The sequence below is a fragment of the Luteibacter sp. HAY1-4A genome (genome assembly GCF_056755355.1).
Genome location: NZ_JBNDHZ010000009.1, coordinates 1 through 25,481, shown reverse-complemented (window position 1 = coordinate 25,481; position 25,481 = coordinate 1). Strand labels below are relative to the sequence as shown.

Sequence of the window (25,481 nt, the reverse complement as noted above, 5' to 3'; positions counted from 1 at the left end):
CTTTACCGTGTCAGATAACCCATTCGCCTTTTTATAGCGTCGGAAAACCCAAGCAGTTCCTACACGACAAGTCGGATGGGTTGGTCTAGCGTGATAGCGACTGAATCCCTGGAAGCGGCCTCATGCTCGCTCCAACTGCTCCGGCGTCCCCCAATGGCCCCATCCCCGTCGCCGCATACATGCGGATGTCCACGGAGATGCAGCAATACTCGATCCTCAACCAAACCCGAGCTATCACCGGCTACGCCAACTCCCATGGGATGGTTGTTACCCGGACATATCGGGACGACGGACTCTCCGGGCTAACCATCGAGCACAGGCCGGGGTTGATGGCGCTTATGCGTGACATTTCACAGGGGCCGCCGGGCTATTCAGCCGTGCTTGTGTTGGACGTTTCCCGGTGGGGCCGCTTTCAGAACGTGGACGAGGCCGCCTATTACGAGTTCCTGTGCTGGAAGGCCGGAGTCCGGATCTGCTACGTCGGCGAGTTGTTCGAAAACGACGGGACCCCCTTCGCCATGGTTGTGAAGGGGCTCAAGCGATCCATGGCTGCCGAGTTCAGCCGAGAGCTTTCCTCGAAGGTCAGCGCGGGGCAGCGACGGCTTACAAGCTTAGGCTACCGCATGGGCGGAACGCCTGGGTACGGCCTTCAGCGAATGGTTGTCGACGCGAAGGGCGGGCGTAGGGGGATATTGCGTCGCGGCGAGAGGAAGGCGTACCCGACCGACAGGGTGATCCTCGTTCCCGGGACTCGCGAAGAGGTCGCGATCGTGCGCTGGATCTTCGAACAGTCCGCTGCTGGTGTTCCGACGGATCAAATAACGCGCAGTTTGAACGCTACGACAGGCGGGCGGAAGTGGACTAAGACCGCAGTGCGGCAGATGCTATGCAACGAGAAATACATGGGCGTGAATACGTATGGCCGGTTCACCCAAGTACTTAGGCGCGGCCTGGCTTCCCAACCAGAGAGCACCTGGACACGATCTCCGGGCGCGTTCGAAGCCATCGTTCCGCCGGAGCTGTTTCTAAGAGCGAAAGCCGTCCGGGAACAGCGGTGCGCGACTATTACGGACAGCGAGGCCTTGACCGCGTTGCGAAGTGTGCTCCGCCACCATGGGAGGCTCACAAGCGGCCTAATCGCTGAGTCTCTTTCCGCCCCCAGCCCCCAGCTGTACATGCGTCGGTTCGGCAGCCTCCGGCGGGCGTACGAACTCATCGGGTACGTTCCAGCGAGGGACATCAGCTTCGGCGAGAAGAAAGAAAGGATCGCCGTGTGGCGGGAAAGCGTTGTGTCGTTTGCAGTTGAGTCGCTTACGGATGCCGGGGCCGCCGTGCGTCGTTCGGGTTGGACCATCACGGTCGACGGGGCGTGGTCCGTATCCTTTCATCTGCTCCAGGCTTCCAAAGACCATCACCGATGGAAATGGCGGGTGCCAACCGTTTCGAGACCCGCCGACCTAGTCGTTTTCGTTCGCATGTCTCCGGATGGAGGTACCCCTCTCGATTACGTTGTACTGCCGTCGAACGCGTCTCCAACATGGCCAGGCATGGTCACGGAGCAGCCCGACGTCGCCGCGCGGTTCTTCCTGTTTCCGTCGCTGGCGATCCTCTTGGATCTGGCCGAAGTATCGCGAGGTTGAGATGTGGGTGACTGAGGAAACGCGGCGAGCTAGAGACCAGGTCGCCCTAGCAAGCCTACGCTTGGCGTCGGATGTCTGTCGATCCCAGCTACGCGCGCTCGGGTGCATGATGAGCAGCCTTTCATCTGATGGCGACTGGCTGACCATGGCGGGGAGTAGGTGCATACGGGTAGACGTCGCCGAGCGCTCAGAGTGCGCTCCGGTCCTACAGCTCATGGTCGCTCGTTGTTGCATCCGGAAGGTGCTGTCGGATGCAGAGCTCGTGTGCTGGATGGCACACCACCACCCCGATGGCCTTGCTCTTCTTCAAGCTACGGCCGACATCCCAGGATCGCGCTTAGTCACTCAGCGAGCCCGTGTTTAGGATGTTTAGGCAGCGAAGGCGCTTACCGCGCGTAGCCTGGGTTAGCTTGGTAGCGATGGCGAGCATGCAGTTCCTGAGCGGCCGAAATCTCAGCTTCTTCGGCTTCCGGCCACCCCAAAATGTTCACATGGCGTGGAGGTACCCAGTTCGGATCACATCGCAATCCCGCGGCGAGGACGTCCGATGGCGACAAGTTCGCCCGTCCTAAGACCGGCGGCTTATTGCTGAATTCGTTGAGGAGCGCCCACGCGTCGGATTCCGGCATACCGTCCAGAGCGAAGGTAGACAACTCCGCCCGGCCGGCATGCATTCGCGGTCGGAAATTTTTTAGCTTCGCCCGCGGCTCAGCGGTGATTTTGCTGCGCTCGTTGATGCCGATTGCTAGTAAGAGATGCGTGCGCTTAGCCGCCCCGGCTCTTTGTCGCAGCGTTGCGCTGCCACTTCCGAATCGCTTCTTCAAGAATCTGAGGAAGCCTTTCACCGGCCATCTTGGCGCTACCATGCAGCCGCTCTCCATTTCTGTAAGACGCAAAGGCTATGCGGTTATGACCTTGCAAAACAATCGAAAGCTGATTGTTTGGGTCCTCGTCCCAATCGAAGCAGAGGCTGCCGTAATCCGAGACATAGGCCTCTGCGTAAGGGAGTTCTCCCGCCAAGCCCAACGCGAAGCGGTGTAGCAGGCTCGGGACTGTAGACGAAAAGCGGACGCCAGAATCCTGAGCGCTGACGAGCGCTGCGACACCTTCTTCCCATAAACGATTACGCGCGTCGAGCACGACCTGCTCGCGTGGCGTCGGCGTCGGCGAGAGTCGTTTTGCCGAAAATGTGCCAACCAGCGCTCGGCTCGGATACGGTGCCGGGGCGGTGGGCACGCCACGAACTGTAAGAATTTCTGCGCAAACGCTCATCTCAGATTCTCCAAAGCATCATCGCGCACGGACTTAAAGAACAATTCGTTTTTGATCCAGCGAAGTTCGGTAAGTTCCTTGGTCAATTCTGTAGCTATCGGCGGGAGACGGCACTCCTTAAACACATCGATGTCGATTAGTACTGCGTTTACCACCTCATCCTGCTGGGGCGCAACCGTGGCCAGCGTCATACGGCTTGTGTAGCCTCCCTGTATCCCTTTGATGACCTTTTGAGTAAAAAAGTCGGTAAGGAGGCCTACCGGCGGAGCGGTCGGAGGAAACGCGAGTATTTCTCCGAACTCAGTAAACTCTTGCGAGGGGAGGGGTATCCGATTAATGAACCGGGTGCCGATGCGCTCGATCGCTGCCGGTTGCGACTTCTTAACATGCGCGGCCAGCGCGATCATTGCGTCGTTAACGAGATCGTCCCATTCGCCGTACTGGCGAGAATGACTCACGGTCACCCGATCCGGCCTAAACTGATAGAACACTCTTGACGTACTGTCATGCACGGTATAACCGACGAGCGTCGATTTTCCAGTCGGCGCGGCTTCCACACCCTCACCTGCCCTGAGCTCAATGGTGGCCTCGTGGACGGGCGACTTTGTCCAGCCTTCCTTGACGAAGGCATCCGCGATGGCTTCGACCTCGACAATCTCCGCATTTGACGCATCGAATTGGATGTCAATGATTGCTTCAACGACCGGCGGCTTGCTTAAGCGCCCATGGCTGGTCATACGCGGTTCCCGTCCTGGATAAGTCCCATCATAGGGACATCCTTTCCGCAACGGAAGGGACGCGGCCGGCCTACAACTGTCGTCATAGAGGCGGCCCCAGTGGTCGCCCAGCGTCTGCCGGCTGAGATCTCCAATCCACGATTGAATTCACGGTCAATCATTCGAATAGGTGAGTTTCGACGCTACCCATTGATATTGCTTGCCCGGTCGCGACGAGTTCAAACCGGCCGACAAAATGAACGATTTTTTTACGTATCATCTGGTTAAGGACTTCTCGCGATCCGCGCCAAGCGCAACAGACGCGGCCAGCGACAAACGTCCAACCACATATTATACCAGGGTATTATTTGTTCCACCAGTTTGAATCGGCCCTTCCGTACGACTCACCTCCGGGCCATTCGGGCAGGTCGGCGGACATAGTCACTGCGCCACCCCCAACGCCCCCTCACGGCATGTTGATCCTTCAGTCCGATTGATAGGTGCCGGTCATGACGAGGATCTCTCCGTCGACTGCTGGGTAGGACCCGTCGTAATTGTTGACGCGGATGACGGCGGTGCCCGCGCTAAGGGAGCCGATCAGGGCCTTACCACTTATCTGTGCTCCCTTACCTAGCCCCACAGCAGTAGCGCCGGCGTTGCGTGGCAAGCCAAGATTGATGGCGCCCGAACCCGTACCGTTGCTGACAATGGCGGCAGAAATCCGGTAGTGAATTGTCTTGCCGATCTTCATGTATGAACCGGTGGCCGATGCCGAGGCAAGTGTTCCGCCTACCGAGGCGATCGTCGGGGTGTACGTGACCCACGCAGATTCTGACAAACGAGTGCCGGGTATTGTCGCTTCGCTCGTCAAGCGGACCGGAGTGGCGCTTGTCCCTGGATTCCCGCCGATAAGGTTGAACGATGTGACCTGGCCGATACTCGCGGCCGTGAAATCGACCAACGCGGCCGAGCCTCCCCAAGATGGCGAAATAAGGTCGCCGCTGATCGAGACCGAGCTTGCGCAGACGATAGGCGAAGACGAGGCTAGGCCCTGGAAGTCGCAAGCGATGAACCTAAAATCCTTCACATTGCACGCAGAGGGGAAAAAGACGGTGCCACCCGCGATGGAACTGGCAATGGAACATTCCGTGAAGCGGGGGGCGTTTGCGTAATCGATACGAATGGCGTTACCGGCGTCTGCTCCGATATTGCAGTTAACGAACCGCATGAAGGTCCATGGAAGGAGCGCAGTTCCCTTGATGTAGCAAGAAATGCCAGCCCCCGAGTTCTCAATCACCCAGTTCGTTGCCTGCATACCGCCGTACTGCGCGGCCGGCACGTCAAAAAATACTGTCGCCACGGTAGCAGTGTTGACAGAAAACTGAAGATTTGAGGAGAGCATCGAACCCAGGCCGGAGAAAACGGCACAGAACGGGCCGTTGTGAGACAGGAATCGTAGGTTGTGAGCAATGAGATCGACGCCAGCTGCCGCGACACTGTTCACGTACAGCTGGATGTTTTGCATCGTGTAAAACTGGACGTCACGCACCGTCGTGAAGAAGCTCGTTCCGTCGCAATAGATGCCATTGAACCCTCCGCTAAGGAACACATCCCGGACGGTGTTGTTATTTGAACTGTTCACGTAGATGAGGTGCTGGCCCGTCGTGGCGGCCGACGCCGACCCAAGAATTGCCATATTTCGGATTTCACCACCGCCATTGCTCATCTTGAAAACAGCGGAATTCTAGGCAGGCCCAGCGTAGATGACAGTGCCACCATTGGTGTTTTGACCAGAGCCCTCCAGCGACTGGTTGGCCGCGAGCGTAATTGTCCCTGAAAGTTGGTAGCCACCATCAGGGACATCAATAGTAGCTGCCCCCGAATCACACGCCGCCTGGAAAGCCGTTGTAACGTCGATGGTTCGATTGCCAGCACGCACGGAAGCAATCTGTGCCTGCGTCATGAAGTCCAGGACGGAGACGCGATCCCGCATCTTGTCCTGGGCTGTTCGCGCGACAGCCCCCGGGCCAAGCTGCAAAAAGCCTACGAGGGCCGAGCCAGTCGTTTCCGTGCCGGAGGACAAGTCAAATCCGTCTGCGCTGGGGGACACGTTATCCCGCGTCCATACCGTGGACCCGAGCGAATCCTTTAGCACGTAGCGATACTGCTAGTTTTGCAGGTAGATGATCGCCTCGCCGCGAGCATCGAGGGTGATGGGGTTCGCGTTAGGGACTGTTCCGGCCTTGTCTGAGTAAGTAGCCAGCGGCGTCGAGGAGTTCGTCTGGCACGTGTAGAGCAAATAGCCAGCCGCAGGCTGGGCTTGATTATTGAAATACTGTTGTTTTGCGTTGGGCGAGAGACTTGCCATGCAAGGGAGACCTTTAAGGTGAGATTTTCTTTTCGTTGGTTTGATAGGCGCGCAGCGAGCCGATACCGGTCGCCTAGCCTACCGTCCCAAAGATCGGGCCGAGTTGTGATTCAATCGCAGGACGCATGAGCTTCGGGATGGACTGAAGGATCTTCTGCGACTGCGGGGATGTAGGATCAAGCAACGCTTGGCCAAGCTTCGCCTTAATCTCGTCGGGCACGCCGAACAGCTTGTAAGCGGCGTCCACGGGTCGCACAAGACGGCCCAATGTGCTGCTTTCTGCCAAACCGGGCAGGCCAGCACCTTTCGTGATCTACGAAAGAAGGTTCTGGCTGGCAAGGTTCTGCACTGTATTTGAGCCAGTCGCCTTACCCGCCGTATCGGCCACGTTCTGCCGAGACAGGTCGCTCGTCACCGCCTGCACTCGGCCAAGCTGGTCACTAGTAAGTACCTTCGAGGCAAGACTACCCTTACGGCCAGTCACCTTCGAGGCGATGTCGTCCAGGCTACGCGATGCATTGGCAAAGCGGGCTGGCGTGATCGTTGGGTTGCCAGCCTAGTCAGGCAGGGCACTAGAGCCGCGCTTCAGAAGCTCTTGCAGCACGCCCATCTGGCTGATCGGCTGACTGGCGGCCGCATAGGCATCCTTCGCCTTGAGATAGTCGGGGGCGATCTTGCCAATCTCATCGATGAGCTTTTCACGAGTTCCGGTAATGGCCTGCTTTTGGACATTGCCGATGCCTTGCTTTTGACCGACGTTTAGCATGTCGTCAAGGGCCATTTTGACATAGTGCAAGCCATTGACCGATGCCAGCGGATCGTCGATGTTTTCGCCCATATTGGCGGCGAGAGACTTTGCCTGCTCAACCGCCTATTGCATGGCCGGTCGCTTAGCTAGGTCGCGAATGGCTTGCGGTACTTGGCTAACGTCCGTCTTAGCCGCCTGGGCATACAGGTTGTTGGCTTCAAGGGCCCTGGCCGCCTTCGCTGCTGAGATGTCGTCTGCCGTACCGGCGACCTACGCCAGATGTCCGTAGCGTGCCGCGTTGTTCGCAAGACGCTGCTCGGCAAGGCGCGAGGCAAAGTCCGTGTCCGAGCTAGCCATGGTGCGCTGAAGCTGCCCAAGTCCAGGATTCCCCGTGGCTTCGGCAAGGGAGGGCTGTACGCCAGGAACGGCGGATGGGGTCGGAGAAACATCGCCACCCGCGAACTTGCCGATAGTGTTCGCCACGATGCGCTGCTGACCGCTATCAGTGAGAGGGTCAACAAGAGCCCTAATGCCACGCCACGCTGCCCCAAGGCCACCGACTACGGCTCGACCAGCGATGCCAGCCCCGGCTCCTATGGCGGCGTTCTTCAGCCGGTCCGTCTCGCCCTGATCGCTGGATATGGGCTGTAGCCCACCCTGGATCGCGCCAGAAATAGCAGTTCCGGCATATCCCTAGGGTAGAACCGCACCGCTCAGCCCCGCAGCCTTCAGTGCGGTACCGCCCGCAACAGCCTGTGCACCCTGGCCGACGATATTGCCCACGATGCCAGCCTTCGTGTCCATGAGGGCCGTGTCACGTGCGTTCACGTCGGACTAGGCGGCCTTGAGCGAATCATAGGCGCCGCCCACGGTGTCCCCGAGCGGGTCATCTGCACCGGCAGACTTTAGCAACATACTGGCCGGGAGTGTCCCAAGCCGAAGGCCGCCAGTAACAGCCTGGGCGACACCTCTAGCATTGTCTGTTACCGACTTTCCGACGCCAGCAAAGAAGTTCTGCGTGTCGGAGCCAAGGCCTGTTGACTTGTCTTCGGACAGGCCCACGAGATGACTCAGGCCAGCCTTTCGGTAGAAATCCTCGGCAGGCATGTCCTTGTAGTATTTCTGCCTGATGGCATAGGCGAGCTTGCCGTCAGGTATATCCTTGTACTGCGGGTACTTCTCTCGGAAGTCGTCGAGCACCGTCACCGTGGATATCCTCCAGCGGAGACAACCGCTGCGGATACAGCAGAGAATTCCGGCAACTCGGGGAACGTGCGCCCTGGCTCATCGACCAATCGGATGCACGATCGCCAAAGCCCATCCTCGTCCTGTGCAAATCCCGCTCCGTGATCGGATTTGCAGGTTTTCGGCGTCGGATCTGCTGCGAGATGAGCATTGAAATCGCCAAGTCCCGCAAAGACCCGGTCACAAAAAACACACTCCACGGGAGTACCAGTGTCCTAGCTTGTATCGTTATCAGGAACGTTAGTTGTCATAACCGCCTCGTAAGAAAGTTGCCGTGCATTGCCCGGCACGGCATCGGGAGGCACCTTGAGGCGGCAAGGGCCTATTTACTAGGTCGTTCTGACGGTGCATTTCCGTCCGGGGAATGGTCACGTTCCTTTAACCCGGCCGGAGTAAGTTCGGGGTGGGGTTATCCAAGATGGTCGCCAGCATGGGGCGAAGCTATGGAAATGCCCATATGCCCGGATAGGCGCACGGGCGAACGTCGCACACTACGGTTTAACCGGGACGGCTACGAGTTAGTCGTGGGCGAACGCGTTGAGTTCTCTCGGCGGCTCAAGCCGATTTGCTACCTTGTCGGGAGCCCGGAGCGAGAGTGTATCGCCCTACTACATGGGCTTCAGGACGCCGGCGAATTTAGACTCGCGCGATGGATGGCCAGCCGGATACTACGGGTCGGAAATCCAAACATGCCAAGCGGCTACGACCGATCCTCCAACCCTTTGGGCTTGCGCGGTAGCGACCTCTCCGCCCCTCCCCTCAGGCTCGCCCTTGCGCGCGACAGGGCTTCCACGTCAGGCATGTGGCAACGTAGGTATCGCTCGACGAAATAAATGGCCTGAGCTTCGCTGCCGGCGTAACAAGACAGTTCCTTGTCCGCCCGAGGTATTACCACAGCTCGCCAGCAGCCATCTGCCCGCGCGGTCTGTGTAACGTACCCGACGTCAACGTGCTTCACCCGGGCGAACCAAGCGGCGCCCTCTATGGACGGGGGCCTCCATTCGATATCGGCAATGCTGTGCATAACCGGCAAGTTACCGGTTGTCTGTCTCAGAAACGTGGACGATGCGCAGCCTCGTCGGAGGTTTGCACCCTAACCCGCTGACGCCATTGTCGGCTTCCTGCCGCCGGTCATTTTTGAGCGGCTTGGATGGCGGTGTTGATCCCTATCGTAGCGGCGCACGCGGCGGTCTTCCCGTTGGGGCCTGACGAACAGAATGGAGCTGGCGGCTGGGCTCCGATGGTGGGGCGGTCGTCTGCCCAGCTACGCGATTGCGTAGCGCACCCAGTGAGGAAGATGCAGGCAAGGCTAAGGGCGCTAGCAATGATTCGCATGGTGGCCTCCGTAAGATGGCTCATTTTGCCGATCTCGCGGGAATAAGTCTGTAGGAAACGCCCTACCATCATCGCAAACCACACTCAGCTACCTTGTCCAATGGACCCTCGGGAAGAAGCCATCCTTGTGGCCGCGGATATTGCGCGAGATGGCGAGGCATTGACCCAGGCTGCATTAGACCGCGACTTCGACGAAGCGCGGTTCCGGGCACAGTTGATCGCGGACAAGGCGGCTGTTGCGAAGCTTGACCGGGTGGCGACTGCCGCCTCGCACGCCTTGGAAAGACTCGGGCCGACTGGAGGCATACCTCATTCTAATTACGGCTACGCACTCTTACAGCTGGCGGGTGCCCTGGACACGTCGTGGTTCGACCAGGGGTGAACATGTGTCAGCGTTCCCCTACAAGGGGATCAGCCGCGGCCTACATACCTTAAGCAATTGAGATACCACCATCTTGCCGCCCACGTGGGCTGGAATAAGGGACAGGGTATCTATGAAACACCACTTCAAACTGTTGGCGGCTCTTGCGATGGGGCTTACGGGCGTGCATTCAGCACCCGCTTCCGCAGACTGGCTTTATGCGGGCCAAGAACTTCAAGTAGGACAGGCTTTGCAAAGCCACAATCATGCTTACTTCGCCATCATGCAATCCGATGGCAATTTCGTTGTGTATCGGAACGATGGGAGCGGCAAAGCTATCTGGAACACCGGCACTTTCGGCTCTGGTGCCGCTCACGCCATGATGCAGGCTGACGGAAACTTCGTTCTCTACAACGCGAGCTGGCAACCAGTCTGGAGCACCCAAACGAGCGGCCAGGCGAACCAGGGCAACATGTTCACCGTTGACGACGAAGGTCGCGCGGTCATCGCTTCGTTCATCCCATTATGGGATAGCCATACTAGCGATCCCACGAATCCGTCCGTTCCTCCGATTTCCTTTGTTGACGGCACAGTATTAAACAGGGGCGAGGCTTACAGTCAGGCTGGAGGCTACAACTTTACGTTTCAAAATGATGGGAACCTCGTTCTGTACCGATATGGCACCCCAATCTGGTCACTCAACTCGAACGGGGCGACGAAAGTTCGGATATCCAACGGACTTATTGCCTGGAACGACAATGGGACGAACTGGGCGGTCAACACTGCGCCGGTACCTACTAGCTTCCAGGGTGATCAAGGGCCTATGAAGCTGTTCCCCGATGGTGGTTTCTTCTCCTTGCAGGGAGATGGGAATCTTGTGTACTACAAAGGAACGCGAGTTTGGGCGGCGTCCCAGTATGACCCCGCACCTGTGCCATCGCCGTTAGGCGATCTTCCACCATGCGTCGGGGACCCCAAAGCCTGCATCCCCTGGTTTATCCCCATAACCGTTCACTTCTAGCGGAGCATGGCTCAAGGATGAGCCTGCTTTGCCTGTCCTGTCATAGCAAGGCCCGACGGGGGTTATCCCGCATTCGAATTACGGCGAGGCGCTGCTACGTGTCGCCAGGGCGCAGGACATGCTCTGGTCCGACCGGCGCTAAAGCGTGATGGGTTCGCTCGGGGCCGTTGTTCTTCGGCGAACCAACTGCCTTCGGCACGGGGTAATAGACAACGTCCACCTCTGGCACCGCGGCAAGCACGCCCTGGGCGTCCGCCGGGGACGCCTCGCACCACACTGAGCAGAGATCTGGCGGCAGGATGACTGGCTGCCGATCTTGGATGTCGCCGAACACCACGGTTGGCGTAACCTAGACTGACCAATTTGGGCAGGTCGATGGCATGCAAGCACCTTCATCAGAGCTAAGCAGAGTTGATGCCGTCCACCTCGAGGTGGGTCGATTCGTTGCTGCCTATTCGACCCTGCTGAATTCACTCGAGGAAGGCACTATCGCCTTTGCGACACCGTCTTGGCCTATCTACCACAATCACATGCTGCTCCGGTCTGCCCTCGCCGGCCGGACTGCCGAGGCCGTTACGGAGGCTTTCTTCTCTGTCGCCCGGTCCGCATGGGTAGGTCGAATCGATGCAGCAAGCGACGCTATCTTGAAGAAGCTACGGAATGAGATTAAGGAACTGACGCCCGTGAGAAATCGACTTCTGCACGACGTCTGGATGACCTCGCAGACCGGTGGGAGCGACGACATAGGGGTCGGGACCATGCGGTTTAAGGCATCCAGCTCAAGTGGCGGAGAGTTTGAATCGACCGACCGAACAGTGGATGAGCTGCGCACCCTTGTTGAGACGTCCGTAAGGCTATCGAAATGCGTGAACGGGATTGCCTTCTGGTCGCGGAGCCCGGAGAAGGGCCTTGCCAGCGATCCGGACCTTTCGGCTCGACTCGTAGTTCAAGATGGAAAGGTAGTTCGGGCCCCATAGAACCTGGATCACTCTTGTCGCTTCAACCTTCGCACCTCCTACGATTGCTCCCGGGCGCGCTTTGGCCGACGGGTCCAAATGTAGCGTAGCGACCGCACATACCGCCGGGGCGTGACGGCCATGTCGCCTCACATTAGGTTCCCGCTTCAACCAGCGGCTTGGCGAAGTGGTCGGCGAGGTAAGACGACAACTCGTCCCAAGTGCCGAAGACGAGGGATTTGCACTGCTGATCGGCAGGCACCCGCTCGACAGTAAAGCCATTGCGGCTCTTGACGATGCGAATAGCGTCGCCGGAAATCCAAGTCGGTCCATCCCGCATTTAAGCTGCCTCCACCGTTTTGGGGCCGGCTTCCATCGCACTCAAGAACTCCCGAGCGGCCCGTCGTAGCCATCGCCTGAGCATCGCCTCGGCCTCCCTTGTCGCCCCCCGGTATGAGCTAGCCCTAATTCCAAGCTGCCTCGCCCTGTCATCCTGTGCGATTGCTGCCCGCCGGTACATGATTCGTGCCATGGCGTCATTGAGCGCTTCGAATGCGAACGCATTGCGAAGGCATGCCAGGCCGAACCGCTCCACAACCGGCCAGAACCGTTCCGTGTCTCCTGTTGCGTACAGCAGCAATATCGCCTCCAAGGGTCGGTCCAGTTTCGCGAAACTTAAAGATCCTAGCGCCTCGCTATCAGGGCGACACGCGGGGACGGCAACTACGGCCCTCGACGCTGACCACTGATGCTGGCGCTTCACCTTGCCCGAGCCTCCGATGGACTTCGCCGCCTGCTCCGTCACTCGCCCACGGCGGACGACCGTAAGGGCGGATGGCATGAGCCCGTCCTCGTGAGTGAGGTCGCGAGCACTTGCAATGGCTGTGTATGCGAACCAGTTCTGCCCGGTCCCGAGCGCACCCGCTAAACGCCTCGCCGCTCGCTCAATCATTGCCTCATCGCTATCGGCCCGCCTGCCGATCGTCATTAGGCTTCCTTTCGTCGCTGTGCCGCTATGCGCTGCTCGTAGCGACGCCAAGCCCAACGGCGGTACGGGACTGCTAGCAACGTGCAAGCACCGATCTGGACTCGTTGGATGTCAGGCTTGCGGTTGTTCCAGCCCGGGGACCGTTGAGTAACGGCAAGAGCGTTACTAAGAGCGTTACTCGTTACGTCACGGTCTGCATTTGTCCGAGTCTTCTCCGCATCGAAAGCGGACAGCGGCGACGCGTCAGCTGGCTGGTATCCGGGGAGATAGTGGATGCTCATAAATGGAGAGCCCTTGGTATATATCTATAAAGGTGTACGGATTCCGTAGTTAGGATTTGCCCAAAATGGCCCCTACAACTACGGAATCCGTACTAGTTAGGCAGCCTTCGAAGTGCCACTAGTACGGATTCCGTAGTTAGTTGCTACGGATTCCGTACTACTACTTTCAATTTTCGGACGCCGCTGGAACCGTGGCTTCGCCACCTTCCAATCACCCGACGCAACCCTTGTAGCCGAGCAATCGAGCTTTCCGTCACACTCGTCGATGGCTTGCCACGTCAGCCCGTAAAGGTTTGCCAAGTTGCGTCCGCCTTGACGAGTCAACGTGATGAACCCGTAGTGCAGGAGTTCGTGGAGTGCTCGATCAAGGGTGTCTGGAGAGCGCCAGCCGCGAGTAGCCAGGACGCTCCGTGCAGCACACAGATCCCCGTTGTTCCGGCCGTTGTATTGGCGAGCGAGATCACAAAGCAGCTTGACCGCTGTCCCGCTGCACGCCTTCCAGTTCGGAGAGTCCTGTACAGCATGCGGAATCAGGGAGAAGTTGCCGGATTCTTTGCGCCCCTTCTCTCTCCATCGCTTCTTCTGCGCCGTCACCCTGCACCCCCGCTAATGCCCCCTCTAGCTGGGTCTGTATCAGGGCTACGTGACCTCACCAATGGGTGAGCTAGGGGTTGGGGTTGTTTCCCGGATACAGACCCGCTTCCAATGCGCTTTCCGTGCTCGATACGCGATCCCGACGTGGCCGCGTCCTTCAGTCGTGCACGGATGGGACTCCATCGTGCTTCCACCTTCGGCCATTCCCTTATCAGGGCCTCCATCTGTTCCGTCGATAGAAGACCCTCTAGACGCGCCTTACCGCCCACCTTGACCAGTTCCGAGAGCATCGCGCACACGGCCTCGCCCTTGAGGTGCTGAGCAGTCGTCCACTTCGGATCGAGCGGACAGATAGGGGCATTGCAGGAATCAAAGCGGGGGCACCGCGGGGACCGATTCACGCGTCACCTCGCGACGCCGCGATGCGGTCAGCCGCCCAACACTGAATCTCCGATTCGACCCAAGCACTCGTCGAGAGCGCCAGCTTTACGCGTCGCGGGAACTTGCCAGCGGCTTCCAGACGATAGACCTGACTGCGGGACAACCCCGTCCGTTCGCACACGGCGGGAAGACGAAGGAACTTGATCGAGTTTTCGGGCACAAACGGGCCCGACACATGGGACACGTGGGTCATGCGGTCGTCTCATAATGACGGCCGGACCTCAGAAGCAAGGCACCTTGCATCTAGGTAGGGCATTGCCTACCATGAAGGTGCCCCGCCCAAAAGGCGACGGCCTTTGTTAGCAAGACTCCTAGCCCTCGCCATTGCCGTGGTGGGGGCTTTTTATTGCCCCCGAGAAGGTCTAGAAGTGGGTCCGCGCGTCTGCTTGCTCACAGCCAAGCACCAATTTGCATGGTGACGAATGGCGTCGCATCCGCGCTTGCAGGCAAGCTATAACCGGAGGGGGGTGATGTAAAGTGCGACAGCATGGCTTTAGCGTGCTGGCGTTGGCTCGGGCATGGTCAGGCCAGTTTTTCAGCCTCGACCAGTCTCCCGGCGATGCTTGCCGATCATCTTGCGAATGGTGCCTTCGACGTTGTAAGGGCTTAGTGTCCGCCCGTGGGCCTTCGCAACTTCCAACACCTCGCCACTCAATTCACGGGCGAGCTTGCTGGCGCTCCAATCATCGCCCGCGGCCTCAACCTTCCCGATAACCAGTGCCCTAACTGGCTCTCTCCACTGGTCTACGCCCCTCTTGGCGGCGAATCGTTTTTGGTCGGTACGATCTTCCGACGCACGCGCCTCCACAACCCGAAACGCTGCCCGAAGGCATTGCTGTGTCCAAGCATATGTCCGCAGGCGAAGCGGACGGCATGCATGAACGAGAGCAACGTGGGCTATTAGCAGTCCTGCCGCCAGCTGTGAATCTCTGACTGGAACCTGGATCGGAAAATATCCATCAAAGGCAGCGCTAGCGTATTTCCAAGTCAAGGCTGCGACGGTATAGGTGTGGTCGTTCTCGTCTGAGGACAGGTAGGGAAACATGGAGTCGCATAAAGCCTCCATGTCCTCGTCGAGCGGTCCTGCCTCGCCCACCGGATAGGGGCCGGGGACAGTGATCCGAAATCCTTGGCAGGCCAGCTCCATTTCTTCCACTGGCAGCTTGTAGTTGAAGGCCATGGACATATCCTAAAGTGACCAGGGGCCTCATATCAGGCCCCCAATCTAGAGTGATGGTCAACTTACCGGGGCAGTTCTTTGTCCCATCCCCATTCGTCTAGTTTCTTTAGAAGCTGCTCCTGTATCCATGCGTTCCGCCCGATCTTGAGCAATTCCTCGCGGGTATGTTGGGGGCGCGCAGCAGGAGCCCCCCGCCGCTTTCGGGCAGACTGGAAGTCGATGATTTGGGCACTCCCGACCATGCCTCCGCACAGGGGTCTGGCTTTCATAGGCCGTTCTCACCCCGGCGGTCGGTGACGCGCCCTAAAATCGTGAAGTCTGCCGAGTCGCCGTTTACGGCCTGATCAGGGTAGCGACGCTTGTCTTGGCTGTCCGCCATGAGCTGAATTGCTCCGTCCGCCTCAAGCACTCGTCGCACCCGAACCGTGCCTTGGGTGATGACTAGGTAGCAATGTCCGCTCGTTACAGCCGTATCGCTCATATCTACAGTGATGATGTCGCCTGCGCAGATCGTCCCCGCCATTGAGTCGTCCAGCAGGCGTAGGCATTTGATCTTTGAGGGTCCGCTCAGGAACTCGGAGAGCGATTCGCATCCCGCGCGGTATGCATGTAGCTCGTTTCCCATGGCTGCGCCCTCAATGAGTCTTGAGTGAAGTAGCTTCCGCCGCATCGGCGAGAAGGCGAGCTACAGCCTGCTCACCGAGACGGGCGAGCAGGTCCGGACGCTGAGGAAGTTCCGCAACATCAAGGTCTACCCATTCCAGAAGGTGCCCTGCCTCATCCTCCGCAACGAGAGCCAACGCGGACGAGTCCATGCCGCGAACCCATCGAGAGAACGGAGGCCGACCTGCCCGCATGCACTCGATTACCTCGAACGGAAGCGACTTCAGAGATGGACGAAGTTGGCGGTAAAGCCGAAGGAGTTCACGCTCCTGGTCTGTTTCCGCTCGAATGGCTGAGGGGGCCCTCTTGGGGGCCGACGAACGCGTGAGGCTACCGGCTACAATATTGATACCCATGATCCCGACTCCTATCGTCGTGGTTGTGGTTAGGCGGGCGGGGTGCTGCTACACCCTGTCCCGCCGCTTCCGACTTCGCGTCGGAATTCTTACGCCGCAGACCCCGCCTGCGGTTTGAATGCAACGACCTTGCCACCAGCCCTCAGGCTGTCCAGATAATCCGCCCACGCCTGCATCATCTTTATGCGTTCCTTGAGGTACTGAGCCGCGTGCGTGTAGGCGTCTCGTACCTTGTTGGACTCGGCGTGGGCTAGCTGGCGCTCGATGGCGTCCGCGTTCCATCCCATTTCGTTAAGGCGAGTGGCGGCTAGGCTGCGGAAGCCATGACCCGTCATTTCTTCGCCGGAGTAGCCGAGGCGACGCAACGCAGCGTTGATCGTGTTCTCGCTCATCGGGCGATTTGCCGACCGCAGGCTCGGGAAGACAAAGCGCCCATGGCCGGTGTACTCGTGGAGTTTTCGGAGGATCGAAACGGCCTGTTTCGACAGAGGCACGACGTGTGCCGCCTTCATCTTCATGCGCTCAGCGGGGATTCGCCATACATGCCCGTCAAGGTCGAATTCCGACCACGCCGCAGCACGTAGCTCCCCAGGGCGCACGAAGACCAGCGGGGCCAGTTGGAGGGCACAAAGAGTGACGAACTGTCCGGAGAACCCGTCTATGGCTCGCAATAGACCACCAATCTTCACAGGATCGACGATTGCCGCGTGGTGCTTCACCTTCGGGGCCTTGAGCGCACCACGAAGGGGCTGTGTCGGATCGGCGTCCGTTAACCCCTCAATGACAGCGAAGCGGAATACCTGCCCTACCCTGATCTTTGCCCGGCGTGCAGTCTCCAGCATGTCGGAGCCCTCAATCTTCCGCAGAGCGTCCAGGACAGTGCGAGACGTAATCTCGCGCAGCGGCAATTCGCCGAGGTCCGGATACAGGTACTTAGTAAATATCCAGCGGGACTTGTTCGCTGTCGCTTCGGACACGTCCTGGCGCGACATCCATATTTCGGCGACGGAGCGGAACGTCGGGACAGGTGCGAGCGCCAGGGAACGCGCCTTCCTGTCTTCCTGGCGGCTGGCACTCGGATCAATCCCATTCGCCAGCTGGGCACGAGCCGCGTCACGCCGTAGACGAGCTTGCGCAAGGGATACGCTCGGATATGTGCCGAGGCTAAGCATTTTTGCCTTGCCGTCGAAGCGATAGCGAAAGCGCCACCGGGGAGCACCGTTAACAGGCACTTCCACCGCAAGACCCGCCGAGTCGGTGACGCGATAAAGCGTCTCTCGGTGTTTCAGCGCTCTTAGTTTAGCGTCGGTAAGCATTGTGAGTAACCAAGCCGCCCTCGGTGAGTAGGTGCCAGCCTACTCACAAAGTTACTCACACGCAAGGAGGGATGCAATGAGACGCCTAGGGACACTAGGGGACGCCGGAATGCTCTATTTGGAGGGACATCCCGGATAGCTAGGTCGTACGAGGGAGGAAATGGGATGCCGCGAAACTGCGAGATGGTGCCCGGAGTGGGACTCGAACCCACATACCCTTTCGGATGAGGGATTTTAAGTCCCTTGCGTCTACCGGTTTCGCCATCCGGGCGGAAAGAAAAAAGGCGCAACCGCTTTGGGCGGATGCGCCTTGGAATGCGATGGAGGCCGAGGTCGGAATCGAACCGGCGTACGCGGATTTGCAGTCCGCTGCATGACCACTCTGCCACCCGGCCATCGCTTGCGCAGCGCGAAGAGTATCCGCGAAGCGCCTAAAAAACAAAACCTCGGATGACCGAGGCTTTGTGGAATTACTTGGAGCGGGAAACGAGACTCGAACTCGCGACCCCGACCTTGGCAAGGTCGTGCTCTACCAACTGAGCTATTCCCGCGTCGTTGTCCGGCTATTTTAGATCAGATGGGGAATGTGTCAACCACTTTGCACCGGATTTTTTTCATTTTCCTTCACCTCTTCTGAATCTCCCCGCAGACTAGGCCAGGCGGCCCGCAGGTAATCGAGGCCCGACCAGATGGTGAGGACGCCGGCCACCACCAGGAGCGCCTCGCCGATGTGGTAGAGCCGCAGCGTCTCGGCGTCGTGCTGCAGCAGGAGCACCACGAGGGCCACCATCTGCATGGCCGTCTTCAACTTGCCGAGGAAGGCCACCTTCACCTTGGAGCGCGCCCCGATCTGGGCCATCCACTCGCGCAGCGCGGACACGCTGATCTCGCGCCCCACGATGATGGACGCCGTGACCGCCATCAGGATGCCCTGCCACCCGCCCCGATGGGACTGCACCAGCAGGAAGAGCGTGACGGCGATCATGAGCTTGTCGGCCACCGGATCCAGGAAGGCCCCGAACGCCGAGGTGAGGTTCAACCGCCGGGCCAGGTAGCCATCGAGCCAGTCGGTGACCGCCGCGAGGACGAAGACCACCGCCGCCGTGAGGTTGGCGCCGCGGAACGGCAGGTAGAAAACGATCACCATGACCGGGAGCAGGAGCACTCGGAACAGGGTGAGCCACGTGGGAAGGTTGATTCGCATAAGTCAGCCGGTGCGGGAAGCGATGCGTGTCGGCCTCGCGTCCAGTCAATCAGGGATGGAGCATGGCATAGATGCGTTCGGCGAGGCCGCGATCAATACCCTTTACGCTCATCAATTCCTCGACACCCGCGGCTTCCACGCCTGCGAGACCGCCGAAAGCCTTGAGCAGGGCCGCGCGGCGACGCGCGCCCACGCCGGGCACGTCTTCCAGCGTACTCCGCTCCCGCGCCGCTTCGCGACGACGGCGATGGCCGCTGATGGCGAAACGGTGCGCTTCGTCACGTACTGCCGCCACGAGATGCAGCGCAGGCGACGAGGTGCCCGGATGCAGGGTTTTGCCACTGTCCGCAAGAACGAGCGTCTCCTCGCCCGCGCGCCGCCCGGGCCCCTTGGCCACGCCGACCACGCGGATGCCCTCTTCCACGCCGAGTTCGCGCAGCACGTCCATGGCCTGGGCCACTTGCCCCGTGCCGCCGTCGATCAGCAGGATGTCGGGCTTCACCCCTCCCTCCACCACCTTCTTGAAGCGCCGGGTCAGGGCCTGGTGCATGGCCGCATAGTCGTCCCCGGGGGTGATGCCGGAAATGTTGAAACGGCGGTAATGGGATTTCTCCGGCCCCTCCGGTCCGAACACCACGCACGAGGCCACCGTCAGCTCGCCGCGCGTATGGCTGATGTCGAAGCACTCGATGCGCCTCGGCATGGTCGCCAGCTCCAGGACCTTCTGCAGGTCGTCGAAGCGCGCCAGCAAGGTGTGGCGGCTGGCCAGTCGCGACGTGAGGGCAGCGCTGGCGTTTCGCTGGGCCATCTCGAGGAAACGGGCGCGCTCACCGCGGACGCTGGGCTTGAGCGACACGACATAGCCGGCATGGTCGGACAGGACCGAAGCAAGCACGTCCATGTCCTCCACGGGATCGCTCAGCACCAGTTCGCGCGGCACCTGCCGTTCCAGGTAGTACTGCGCGATGAACTGCGACAACACGTCGGAAATGGATGCATCCGTCGGCAGCCGCGGGAAGAAGTCGCGCGACCCCAGGCTCACGCCATTGCGGAAGAACAGCACGCTCACGCAGGCCATGCCACCCTCCATGCAGCATGCGATCACGTCCATGTCGGCGCTGGCGCCCTGGACGAAATGCTGGGCCTGCAATTTGCGCAACGCGGCCACCTGGTCGCGCAGGCTCGCCGCGCGTTCGAAATTCAGGTCGCGCGACGCCCGTTCCATCGATGCTGCCAGTTCGTCGATGACGGCGCTGCTACGCCCTTCCAGGAACATCTCGGCGTGGCGCACGTCGCTCTGGTAGTCGTCCACCTCGATAAGGCGCACGCACGGGGCGCTGCAACGGCCGATCTGGTGCTGGAGGCACGGGCGCGAGCGGTTCCTGAAGTAGCTGTCCTCGCACTGGCGCACCTTGAACAGCTTCTGCATCAGGCCCAGGCTCTCGCGCACGGCGAAAGTGCTCGGGTACGGGCCGAAGTAACGACCGGGACCGGTCTTGGCGCCGCGATGGAAGGCCAGTCGCGGATAGTCCTCGCCGCCGGACAAGTAGATGTAGGGATAGCTCTTGTCGTCGCGCAGCACGATGTTGTATCGCGGCTTCAACGACTTGATCAGCTGGGATTCGAGCAGCAGGGCCTCGCCCGCGGTGCGAGTAAGCGTCACCTCCGCGCGCGCGATCTGGGAGACCATCGACGCAATGCGGGGGTCCATCGGCGGCTTCAGGAAGTAATTCCCTACCCGCTTCTTGAGATTGGCCGCCTTGCCGACGTACAGAAGCTCGTCTTCCGCATCGAAATAGCGGTAGACGCCGGGAGAGGTGGTGAGATGGCGGACGAAGGCCTTGCCGTCGAACGGATGCGACTCGGTGTGCTCCATGCCGCCATTTTACCGCGTTGGCGGGCCACAGACGCGAAGACGCCGGCATGGGATGGGCCATGCCGGCGGGACCTTCCTTGGGGTGTCGCCGTCCTGCTGAGGGGTGAGTGTGGCGACGGGATTAGGTTACGTCGTAGGCCTCGTTCGCGCGCTCGGCCGAGGCCTGCGCGGCTTGTCGGACGCCCCCGCTCACTCGTGCAGGGGAAACCTTACGATCGCTGTCTGGCTTGCCCGGCGAGCCAGCGCTCGGCCCGGTCCAGGTCGTCGGCCGTGTCGATGCCCGGGGGAAACGGCTCGGGCGTCGGGCGTACGGAGATGGCGTATCCGTGTTCGAGGGCCCGCAACTGTTCCAGGGACTCGGCCTGCTCCAGCGGTGTCCGCGGAAGGGCCGCAAGGCGCCGCAGGAAGCCCGCGCGATAGGCGTAGATGCCGATGTGACGCAGGAAAGGCACGTCGGGTGGAAGCGACCCGCGGTCCTGCGCGAAGGCGTCGCGGGCCCATGGCGCGGGGGCCCGCGTGAAATAAAGGGCGCGGCCGTGTCCGCCGCGAACCACCTTGACGACGTTCGGATCGAAGAGCTCCCCGGCGTCTTCGATGGGCGCGGCCAGCGTGGCCATGGGCGCCTCGTCGCCCGCCAGCGTCGCCACCACGGCCCGGATACCGGCGGCGGGGGCGAAGGGCTCGTCACCCTGGAGGTTGACGATCACCGTGTCGTCCGGCCAACCGAAGTGGCCGACGGTTTCCGCGATGCGGTCGCTGCCGGAGGCGTGATCCGGCCGGGTCATGCAGACCAGGATGTCGCCACATCCGCGCAGTTCGCGCACCACCCGGTCGTCATCGGTGGCCACGACCACCTGCGCGGCACCCGCCTGCGCCGCCCTCGCCGCCACACGGCGGATCATGGATTCCCCACCGATCTTCAGCAGCGGCTTGCCCGGCAGCCGGGTGGAGCCGAAGCGCGCGGGCACCACGACGACGAACGGGGGAAGCTTCATGACCATTGGCGATGTCCGGCTCAGGGGACGTGAAGCGTAGCGCCTTCGTACCGCACGCGTAATGTGCGAACTCGCCCAGCCACGCAACGTGGCTGGATCACTTCGACGCCTCGAGCCCGAAGCCCGCACCGTTGGCCAGTTCCATGAAACCCGGGAACGACGTGGCCACGTTGGCGCAGTCGCCGATGGTGATGGGCCCATCGGCCACGAGCCCGGCGATGGCGAAGCTCATCGCGATGCGGTGGTCGCCATGGCTGTCGATGCTGCCGGAACGCACGCCGCCACCGTGGATGACGGCGCCATCCGGCAGTTCCTCGACCGCGACGCCACATGCCTTGAGCCCGTTGGCCATGCTCGCGATGCGGTCCGATTCCTTGACGCGCAGTTCCGCCGCGCCGCGGATGGTGGTCGTGCCCTCGGCCACGGCCGCGGCCACGAACAACGCCGGGAACTCGTCGATCATGTCCGGCACGATCTCCTCGGGCAGCGCCACCCCGCGAAGCGGTGCATGACGAACGACCAGGTCCGCGATCGTCTCGCCGCCACTCGAGCGCTCGTTCTCCACGGCGATGTCGGCGCCCATCAGGCGCAACGCCCGGAGCAGGCCTGTTCGCCGCGGATTGAGCCCCACCCCGACGAGGCGCAGCAGGGAGCCGGGAACGATGGTGGCCGCGACTATGAAAAAGGCAGCGGAAGAAAAGTCGGCAGGCACGTCCACGTCGGCGGCATGCAGTACGTGCCCACCCTCGAGCCGTGCGCGGCCCGGGGAGTAGTCGATAGGCCAACCGAAGGCCTTCAGCATGCTCTCGGTGTAGTCGCGGGTGGGATGCGGTTCCACCACCTCCGTGAACCCATCGGCGTACAGGCCCGCGAGCAGCAGCGCCGACTTGATCTGGGCGCTTGCCACCGGCGGGTGGTACGTCAGGCCACGGAGCCGTGCCCCACCGCGGATGCGAAGCGGCGGCTTCCCCTCGTTCGTGTCGATCGAAGCGCCCATCTCCGCCAGCGGATCCGTCACGCGGCGCATCGGCCGGCGCGACAGCGATTCGTCGCCCACGAGCGTGGAGTCGAACGCCTGGCCCGCGAGCAGGCCGGCCAGGAGACGCATGCCCGTGCCGGCGTTACCGCAATCGAGGGGCTCCGACGTGCCGCGCAGGCCATGCAGGCCGACGCCGTGGACGATGCGTTCGCCCGGCGACGGTGTTTCGAACCCCACGCCGAGCTTGCCCAGGATGGATGCGGTGGCGAGGGTGTCCTCGCCCTCCAGGAATCCGCGGATGTGCGTGACACCCTCCGCGATCGCCCCGAACATCAATGCGCGATGCGACACCGACTTGTCGCCGGGGACGACGATCTCGCCGAGCAAGGGGCCGCCCTTCCGGCTCACCCAATCGAGACGGTTCACGGCAGGTGCTCCAGCAGGCGCTCGAGTTCCGCGCGGCTCCCTATGCTGATGCGCACCGTATGCGGCAGGCGATAGCCGACCATGGGCCGCACGATCACGCCACGCTCGAACAGGTGCGCCTCGAACGGGGCCGCATCGCGGCCGAGGTCCAACAGCAGGAAATTGGTCTGCGATGGCAACACACGGAAGCCGCGCGCGCTCAGCTGTTCGGCAAGCCATGCCCGGTCGACGCGGTTCGTCTCACGCACGCGGTGCAGATGATCGGCATCGCCGAGGGCCGCTTCCGCCGCCGCCAGCGCCACGCCGTTCACGTTGAACGACTCGCGCAGGCGTTCGCACACCGCCGCCACGGAAGGATGGCTCAGCATGTATCCGATGCGCAGGCCGGCGAGTGCGTATGCTTTCGAGAACGTGCGCGTGACCACCAGGTTCGGGAAGCGGTCGAGGAAGTGCGCGGCCGTCGTCAGGCCTTCGGCGTCGACATATTCGTGGTAAGCCTCGTCCACGACGACGAGCGTCCGCGACGGCACCTTGCGGAGGAAGGCTTCCAGCGCGGCGTCGCCGAACCAGGTACCTGTGGGATTGTTCGGATTGGCGAGGTACACCAGCCGCGTGTTTTCGGTGACGGTTTTCGCCAGCGCATCCAGGTCGTGACCGTAAGGCGCTTCCGGATGGTCGGCGGGAAGCGCCGGCACGGCGATCGAGGGCGCACCCGCTGCCGCCGCGGCGATGGGGAACACCGCGAAGCCGAACTGCGAATGCAGCACGGGATGCTCGGCATCCGCGAAGCATTGCGCGAGCAGCATCAGCAGTTCATGCGAGCCGTTGCCGAGCGTGATGCCGGGCACCGGAACACCGTGCGCGGCGGACAAGGCTCGTTTCAGCGACGCGCCAAGCGGATCGGGATACCGCCACACCTCATCCAGCGCGTCGGTGGCGGCGCGCATGGCAAGGGGGCTAGGACCCAACGGGTTCTCGTTCGAACCGAGTTCGGAGATGGCCGGACCGAAGCGCCGGCGCAGTGCCGGGAGGTCATGGCCGGGGTCGTAGGCGCGGAGTGCCGACGTCGCCCTGTTGGCGAGCGTGGCTGCATCGAATGAAGAGGTCATGGAAGGGCGACAGGGTAAGAGCCAAGCACGCGTACGTCGGCGGCGGCGGGTTTCATTTCTTCGAGCGCGGCCTGCAAGGCCGGATCGTCCACATGGCCGGACACGTCGATGAAAAACGCGTACTGCCACTTGCCCGTATGTGCCGGACGGGACTCGATACGGTTCATGCTGATGTCGTGTTTCGCCAGCGGACTCAACACGTCGTACAGCGCACCCGGTTTGTCGCGTACCGACACCAGCAGCGACGTGCGGTCGTTGCCCGACGCGGGAAAGATCGAGCGGCCGATGACGAGGAAGCGCGTGGTGTTGTCGGAACGGTCCTCGATGGGACCGGCAACGGTCTTGAGACCATAGACGCGGCCGGCCGTTTCCCCCGCGATCGCGGCGGATTCCGGCGAAAGGCGGGCCGTGCGCGCGGCTTCGGCGTTGCTCGATACCGGCACGCGCTCGGCGTGCGGAAGGTTCACGCGCAACCAGCCCTGGCACTGCTGCAATGACTGCGGGTGGGAGTACACACGCTTCACGTCTTTCAGTTCGCCGCTCAACGAAAGCAGGTTCTGGTGGACGCGAAGCTCGACCTCACCGCAGATGGTGGCCTTCGACACGAGGAACATGTCCAGCGTCATCTGGATCATGCCCTGCCCCGAGTTCTCCACCGGCACCACGCCGAAGTCGGCGTTGCCGGCCGCAACCTCCTGGAACACCTCTTCGATGCTGCCCAATGGCAGGCCGTAAGCGGCGTGACCGAAGTGCTTGCGCACGGCCTGCTCGCTGAAGGTGCCTTCGGGACCGAGGAAGCCAATCTTCAGCGGCTGCTGCTGCGACAGGCACGACGACATGATCTCGCGGAATAACCGCACCAGTTCCGCATTGGGCAGCGGACCGTCGTTGCGGTCGATCACACCGCGCAGTACCTGAGCCTCACGTTCGGGTCGGTAATACTCCACCGCCGCCTTCAACGGGCCCTTGGCCCGCCCGACCTGCTGCGCCCACCGGGCGCGTTCGCTGATGAGCGATTGCAGTTGCTGGTCGATGCTGTCGATGCGCGTGCGCGCCTCGGCGAGCGTGGCTTGTTTGTCGGCAGGGGTCTTGCTCATGGACTTCCAGGCGGCTAAGTGGTTGCAGGTGAAACGTTTGTCCCCGCGTTGCAATGCTGCAGCGCGGCGACTTCCGACTTTAACCGTGCCGCGCCGCAAAGTCCCGCATGAATTGCACGAGCGCTTCCACCGCGGGCTGCGACACCGCGTTGTACAGGGATGCACGCATGCCTCCCACGGCCTTGTGCCCCTTGAGGCCGATGAAACCGGCGGCCTCGGATTCCGCGAGGAAGGCACGGTCCAGCGCAGCATCGTGCAAGACGAAGGACACATTCATGCGCGAACGAGCGGCGCGCTCCACATCGTTGCGGTAG

At 61.2% G+C, this 25,481-nt stretch carries 21 protein-coding genes, 3 tRNA genes and 1 pseudogene; 3 read left to right on the top strand and 22 right to left on the bottom strand.

The features are described 5' to 3' along the window. Positions 1 to 122 precede the first annotated feature (122 nt). Entirely contained in the window at positions 123 to 1,640 is a 1,518-nt protein-coding gene (locus tag ACPYOD_RS04410; protein WP_481300515.1) for a recombinase family protein, read from the top strand. A gap of 765 nt (positions 1,641 to 2,405) precedes the next feature. Here the strand turns inward: ACPYOD_RS04410 and ACPYOD_RS04405 are convergent. The 7 genes from ACPYOD_RS04405 to ACPYOD_RS04375 form a co-directional block, all read right to left on the bottom strand. Further along, positions 2,406 to 2,912: a hypothetical protein gene (locus tag ACPYOD_RS04405; RefSeq protein ID WP_481300514.1), complete on the bottom strand. Its 507-nt coding sequence runs from the start codon at positions 2,910 to 2,912 to the stop codon at positions 2,406 to 2,408. Further along, positions 2,909 to 3,649, bottom strand: a complete 741-nt coding sequence (locus tag ACPYOD_RS04400; protein WP_481300513.1) for a TIGR04255 family protein — start codon at positions 3,647 to 3,649, stop codon at positions 2,909 to 2,911. Before ACPYOD_RS04400 ends, ACPYOD_RS04405 begins: the two co-directional genes overlap by 4 nt. A gap of 463 nt (positions 3,650 to 4,112) precedes the next feature. Beyond that, positions 4,113 to 5,354: a hypothetical protein gene (locus ACPYOD_RS04395; RefSeq protein WP_481300512.1), complete on the bottom strand. Its 1,242-nt coding sequence runs from the start codon at positions 5,352 to 5,354 to the stop codon at positions 4,113 to 4,115. Positions 5,355 to 5,795: 441 nt separating this feature from the next. Continuing rightward, on the bottom strand, positions 5,796 to 5,996 hold the full coding sequence (locus ACPYOD_RS04390; RefSeq protein ID WP_481300511.1) for a hypothetical protein: 201 nt from the start codon (positions 5,994 to 5,996) through the stop codon (positions 5,796 to 5,798). Between the two features lie 556 nt (positions 5,997 to 6,552). After that, on the bottom strand, positions 6,553 to 6,834 hold the full coding sequence (locus ACPYOD_RS04385) for a hypothetical protein (RefSeq protein ID WP_481300510.1): 282 nt from the start codon (positions 6,832 to 6,834) through the stop codon (positions 6,553 to 6,555). A gap of 603 nt (positions 6,835 to 7,437) precedes the next feature. Next, positions 7,438 to 7,572 carry a hypothetical protein gene (locus ACPYOD_RS04380; RefSeq protein WP_481300509.1) on the bottom strand — a complete coding sequence of 45 codons (135 nt, stop codon included), beginning with the start codon at positions 7,570 to 7,572 and terminating at the stop codon, positions 7,438 to 7,440. A gap of 6 nt (positions 7,573 to 7,578) precedes the next feature. Continuing rightward, positions 7,579 to 7,950 carry a hypothetical protein gene (locus tag ACPYOD_RS04375; protein WP_481300508.1) on the bottom strand — a complete coding sequence of 124 codons (372 nt, stop codon included), beginning with the start codon at positions 7,948 to 7,950 and terminating at the stop codon, positions 7,579 to 7,581. A gap of 1,868 nt (positions 7,951 to 9,818) precedes the next feature. Between ACPYOD_RS04375 and ACPYOD_RS04370 the strand changes: the two genes are divergently transcribed. Together ACPYOD_RS04370 and ACPYOD_RS04365 are read left to right on the top strand one after the other, a co-directional pair. Further along, complete coding sequence (locus tag ACPYOD_RS04370) at positions 9,819 to 10,706, top strand: hypothetical protein (RefSeq protein ID WP_481300507.1); 888 nt, start codon at positions 9,819 to 9,821, stop codon at positions 10,704 to 10,706. Positions 10,707 to 11,086: 380 nt separating this feature from the next. After that, entirely contained in the window at positions 11,087 to 11,683 is a 597-nt protein-coding gene (locus ACPYOD_RS04365; protein ID WP_481300506.1) for a hypothetical protein, read from the top strand. A gap of 133 nt (positions 11,684 to 11,816) precedes the next feature. Here the strand turns inward: ACPYOD_RS04365 and ACPYOD_RS04360 are convergent, their stop codons facing one another. The 15 genes and pseudogenes from ACPYOD_RS04360 to ACPYOD_RS04290 all read right to left on the bottom strand — a co-directional run. Next, the gene (locus ACPYOD_RS04360) at positions 11,817 to 12,002 is read right to left on the bottom strand and encodes a hypothetical protein (RefSeq protein WP_481300505.1); all 186 of its coding nucleotides are present in this window, start codon (positions 12,000 to 12,002) and stop codon (positions 11,817 to 11,819) included. Between the two features lie 1,920 nt (positions 12,003 to 13,922). Further along, entirely contained in the window at positions 13,923 to 14,159 is a 237-nt protein-coding gene (locus ACPYOD_RS04355) for a helix-turn-helix transcriptional regulator (RefSeq protein WP_481300504.1), read from the bottom strand. Positions 14,160 to 14,501: 342 nt separating this feature from the next. Next, positions 14,502 to 15,146 carry a hypothetical protein gene (locus tag ACPYOD_RS04350; RefSeq protein WP_481300503.1) on the bottom strand — a complete coding sequence of 215 codons (645 nt, stop codon included), beginning with the start codon at positions 15,144 to 15,146 and terminating at the stop codon, positions 14,502 to 14,504. Between the two features lie 265 nt (positions 15,147 to 15,411). Then, entirely contained in the window at positions 15,412 to 15,771 is a 360-nt protein-coding gene (locus ACPYOD_RS04345; RefSeq protein WP_481300502.1) for a S24 family peptidase, read from the bottom strand. Between the two features lie 483 nt (positions 15,772 to 16,254). Then, positions 16,255 to 17,481, bottom strand: a complete 1,227-nt coding sequence (locus tag ACPYOD_RS04340) for a tyrosine-type recombinase/integrase (protein ID WP_481300501.1) — start codon at positions 17,479 to 17,481, stop codon at positions 16,255 to 16,257. Positions 17,482 to 17,665: 184 nt separating this feature from the next. After that, positions 17,666 to 17,752: transfer RNA gene (locus ACPYOD_RS04335), tRNA-Leu, on the bottom strand. Positions 17,753 to 17,802: 50 nt separating this feature from the next. After that, a tRNA-Cys gene (locus tag ACPYOD_RS04330) sits at positions 17,803 to 17,876 on the bottom strand. Positions 17,877 to 17,956: 80 nt separating this feature from the next. Further along, positions 17,957 to 18,032 (bottom strand) — tRNA-Gly (locus ACPYOD_RS04325). A gap of 38 nt (positions 18,033 to 18,070) precedes the next feature. Continuing rightward, complete coding sequence (pgsA, locus tag ACPYOD_RS04320; RefSeq protein WP_481300500.1) at positions 18,071 to 18,685, bottom strand: CDP-diacylglycerol--glycerol-3-phosphate 3-phosphatidyltransferase; 615 nt, start codon at positions 18,683 to 18,685, stop codon at positions 18,071 to 18,073. Positions 18,686 to 18,734: 49 nt separating this feature from the next. Next, complete coding sequence (uvrC, locus tag ACPYOD_RS04315) at positions 18,735 to 20,561, bottom strand: excinuclease ABC subunit UvrC (protein WP_481300499.1); 1,827 nt, start codon at positions 20,559 to 20,561, stop codon at positions 18,735 to 18,737. A 209-nt stretch (positions 20,562 to 20,770) separates the two neighbouring features. Beyond that, positions 20,771 to 21,556, bottom strand: coding sequence for a 3-deoxy-manno-octulosonate cytidylyltransferase (kdsB, locus tag ACPYOD_RS04310; protein WP_481300498.1), 786 nt, complete (start codon positions 21,554 to 21,556; stop codon positions 20,771 to 20,773). A gap of 97 nt (positions 21,557 to 21,653) precedes the next feature. Further along, positions 21,654 to 22,961 (bottom strand): 3-phosphoshikimate 1-carboxyvinyltransferase, encoded by a 1,308-nt coding sequence (gene aroA / locus ACPYOD_RS04305; protein WP_481300497.1) that lies wholly within the window; start codon positions 22,959 to 22,961, stop codon positions 21,654 to 21,656. After that, positions 22,958 to 24,070: a histidinol-phosphate transaminase gene (gene hisC / locus ACPYOD_RS04300; RefSeq protein ID WP_481300496.1), complete on the bottom strand. Its 1,113-nt coding sequence runs from the start codon at positions 24,068 to 24,070 to the stop codon at positions 22,958 to 22,960. The genes aroA and hisC overlap by 4 nt, the downstream gene beginning before the upstream one ends. Beyond that, on the bottom strand, positions 24,067 to 25,167 hold the full coding sequence (pheA, locus tag ACPYOD_RS04295; RefSeq protein ID WP_481300495.1) for a prephenate dehydratase: 1,101 nt from the start codon (positions 25,165 to 25,167) through the stop codon (positions 24,067 to 24,069). The genes hisC and pheA overlap by 4 nt, the downstream gene beginning before the upstream one ends. Positions 25,168 to 25,246: 79 nt before the next feature. Beyond that, a pseudogene (locus ACPYOD_RS04290) lies at positions 25,247 to 25,481 on the bottom strand (3-phosphoserine/phosphohydroxythreonine transaminase); the annotation flags it as partial.

Bases quoted from the DNA above. Each gene is read 5' to 3' on its own strand.
- ACPYOD_RS04410 (WP_481300515.1), top strand. From the start codon at position 123: ATGCTCGCTCCAACTGCTCCGGCGTCCCCCAATGGCCCCATCCCCGTC.
- ACPYOD_RS04405 (WP_481300514.1), bottom strand. From the start codon at position 2,912: ATGAGCGTTTGCGCAGAAATTCTTACAGTTCGTGGCGTGCCCACCGCC.
- ACPYOD_RS04400 (WP_481300513.1), bottom strand. From the start codon at position 3,649: ATGACCAGCCATGGGCGCTTAAGCAAGCCGCCGGTCGTTGAAGCAATC.
- ACPYOD_RS04395 (WP_481300512.1), bottom strand. From the start codon at position 5,354: ATGAGCAATGGCGGTGGTGAAATCCGAAATATGGCAATTCTTGGGTCG.
- ACPYOD_RS04390 (WP_481300511.1), bottom strand. From the start codon at position 5,996: ATGGCAAGTCTCTCGCCCAACGCAAAACAACAGTATTTCAATAATCAA.
- ACPYOD_RS04385 (WP_481300510.1), bottom strand. From the start codon at position 6,834: ATGGGCGAAAACATCGACGATCCGCTGGCATCGGTCAATGGCTTGCAC.
- ACPYOD_RS04370 (WP_481300507.1), top strand. From the start codon at position 9,819: ATGAAACACCACTTCAAACTGTTGGCGGCTCTTGCGATGGGGCTTACG.
- ACPYOD_RS04365 (WP_481300506.1), top strand. From the start codon at position 11,087: ATGCAAGCACCTTCATCAGAGCTAAGCAGAGTTGATGCCGTCCACCTC.
- ACPYOD_RS04360 (WP_481300505.1), bottom strand. From the start codon at position 12,002: ATGCGGGATGGACCGACTTGGATTTCCGGCGACGCTATTCGCATCGTC.
- ACPYOD_RS04355 (WP_481300504.1), bottom strand. From the start codon at position 14,159: ATGACCCACGTGTCCCATGTGTCGGGCCCGTTTGTGCCCGAAAACTCG.
- ACPYOD_RS04350 (WP_481300503.1), bottom strand. From the start codon at position 15,146: ATGGCCTTCAACTACAAGCTGCCAGTGGAAGAAATGGAGCTGGCCTGC.
- ACPYOD_RS04345 (WP_481300502.1), bottom strand. From the start codon at position 15,771: ATGGGAAACGAGCTACATGCATACCGCGCGGGATGCGAATCGCTCTCC.
- ACPYOD_RS04340 (WP_481300501.1), bottom strand. From the start codon at position 17,481: ATGCTTACCGACGCTAAACTAAGAGCGCTGAAACACCGAGAGACGCTT.
- pgsA (WP_481300500.1), bottom strand. From the start codon at position 18,685: ATGCGAATCAACCTTCCCACGTGGCTCACCCTGTTCCGAGTGCTCCTG.
- uvrC (WP_481300499.1), bottom strand. From the start codon at position 20,561: ATGGAGCACACCGAGTCGCATCCGTTCGACGGCAAGGCCTTCGTCCGC.
- kdsB (WP_481300498.1), bottom strand. From the start codon at position 21,556: ATGAAGCTTCCCCCGTTCGTCGTCGTGGTGCCCGCGCGCTTCGGCTCC.
- hisC (WP_481300496.1), bottom strand. From the start codon at position 24,070: ATGACCTCTTCATTCGATGCAGCCACGCTCGCCAACAGGGCGACGTCG.
- pheA (WP_481300495.1), bottom strand. From the start codon at position 25,167: ATGAGCAAGACCCCTGCCGACAAACAAGCCACGCTCGCCGAGGCGCGC.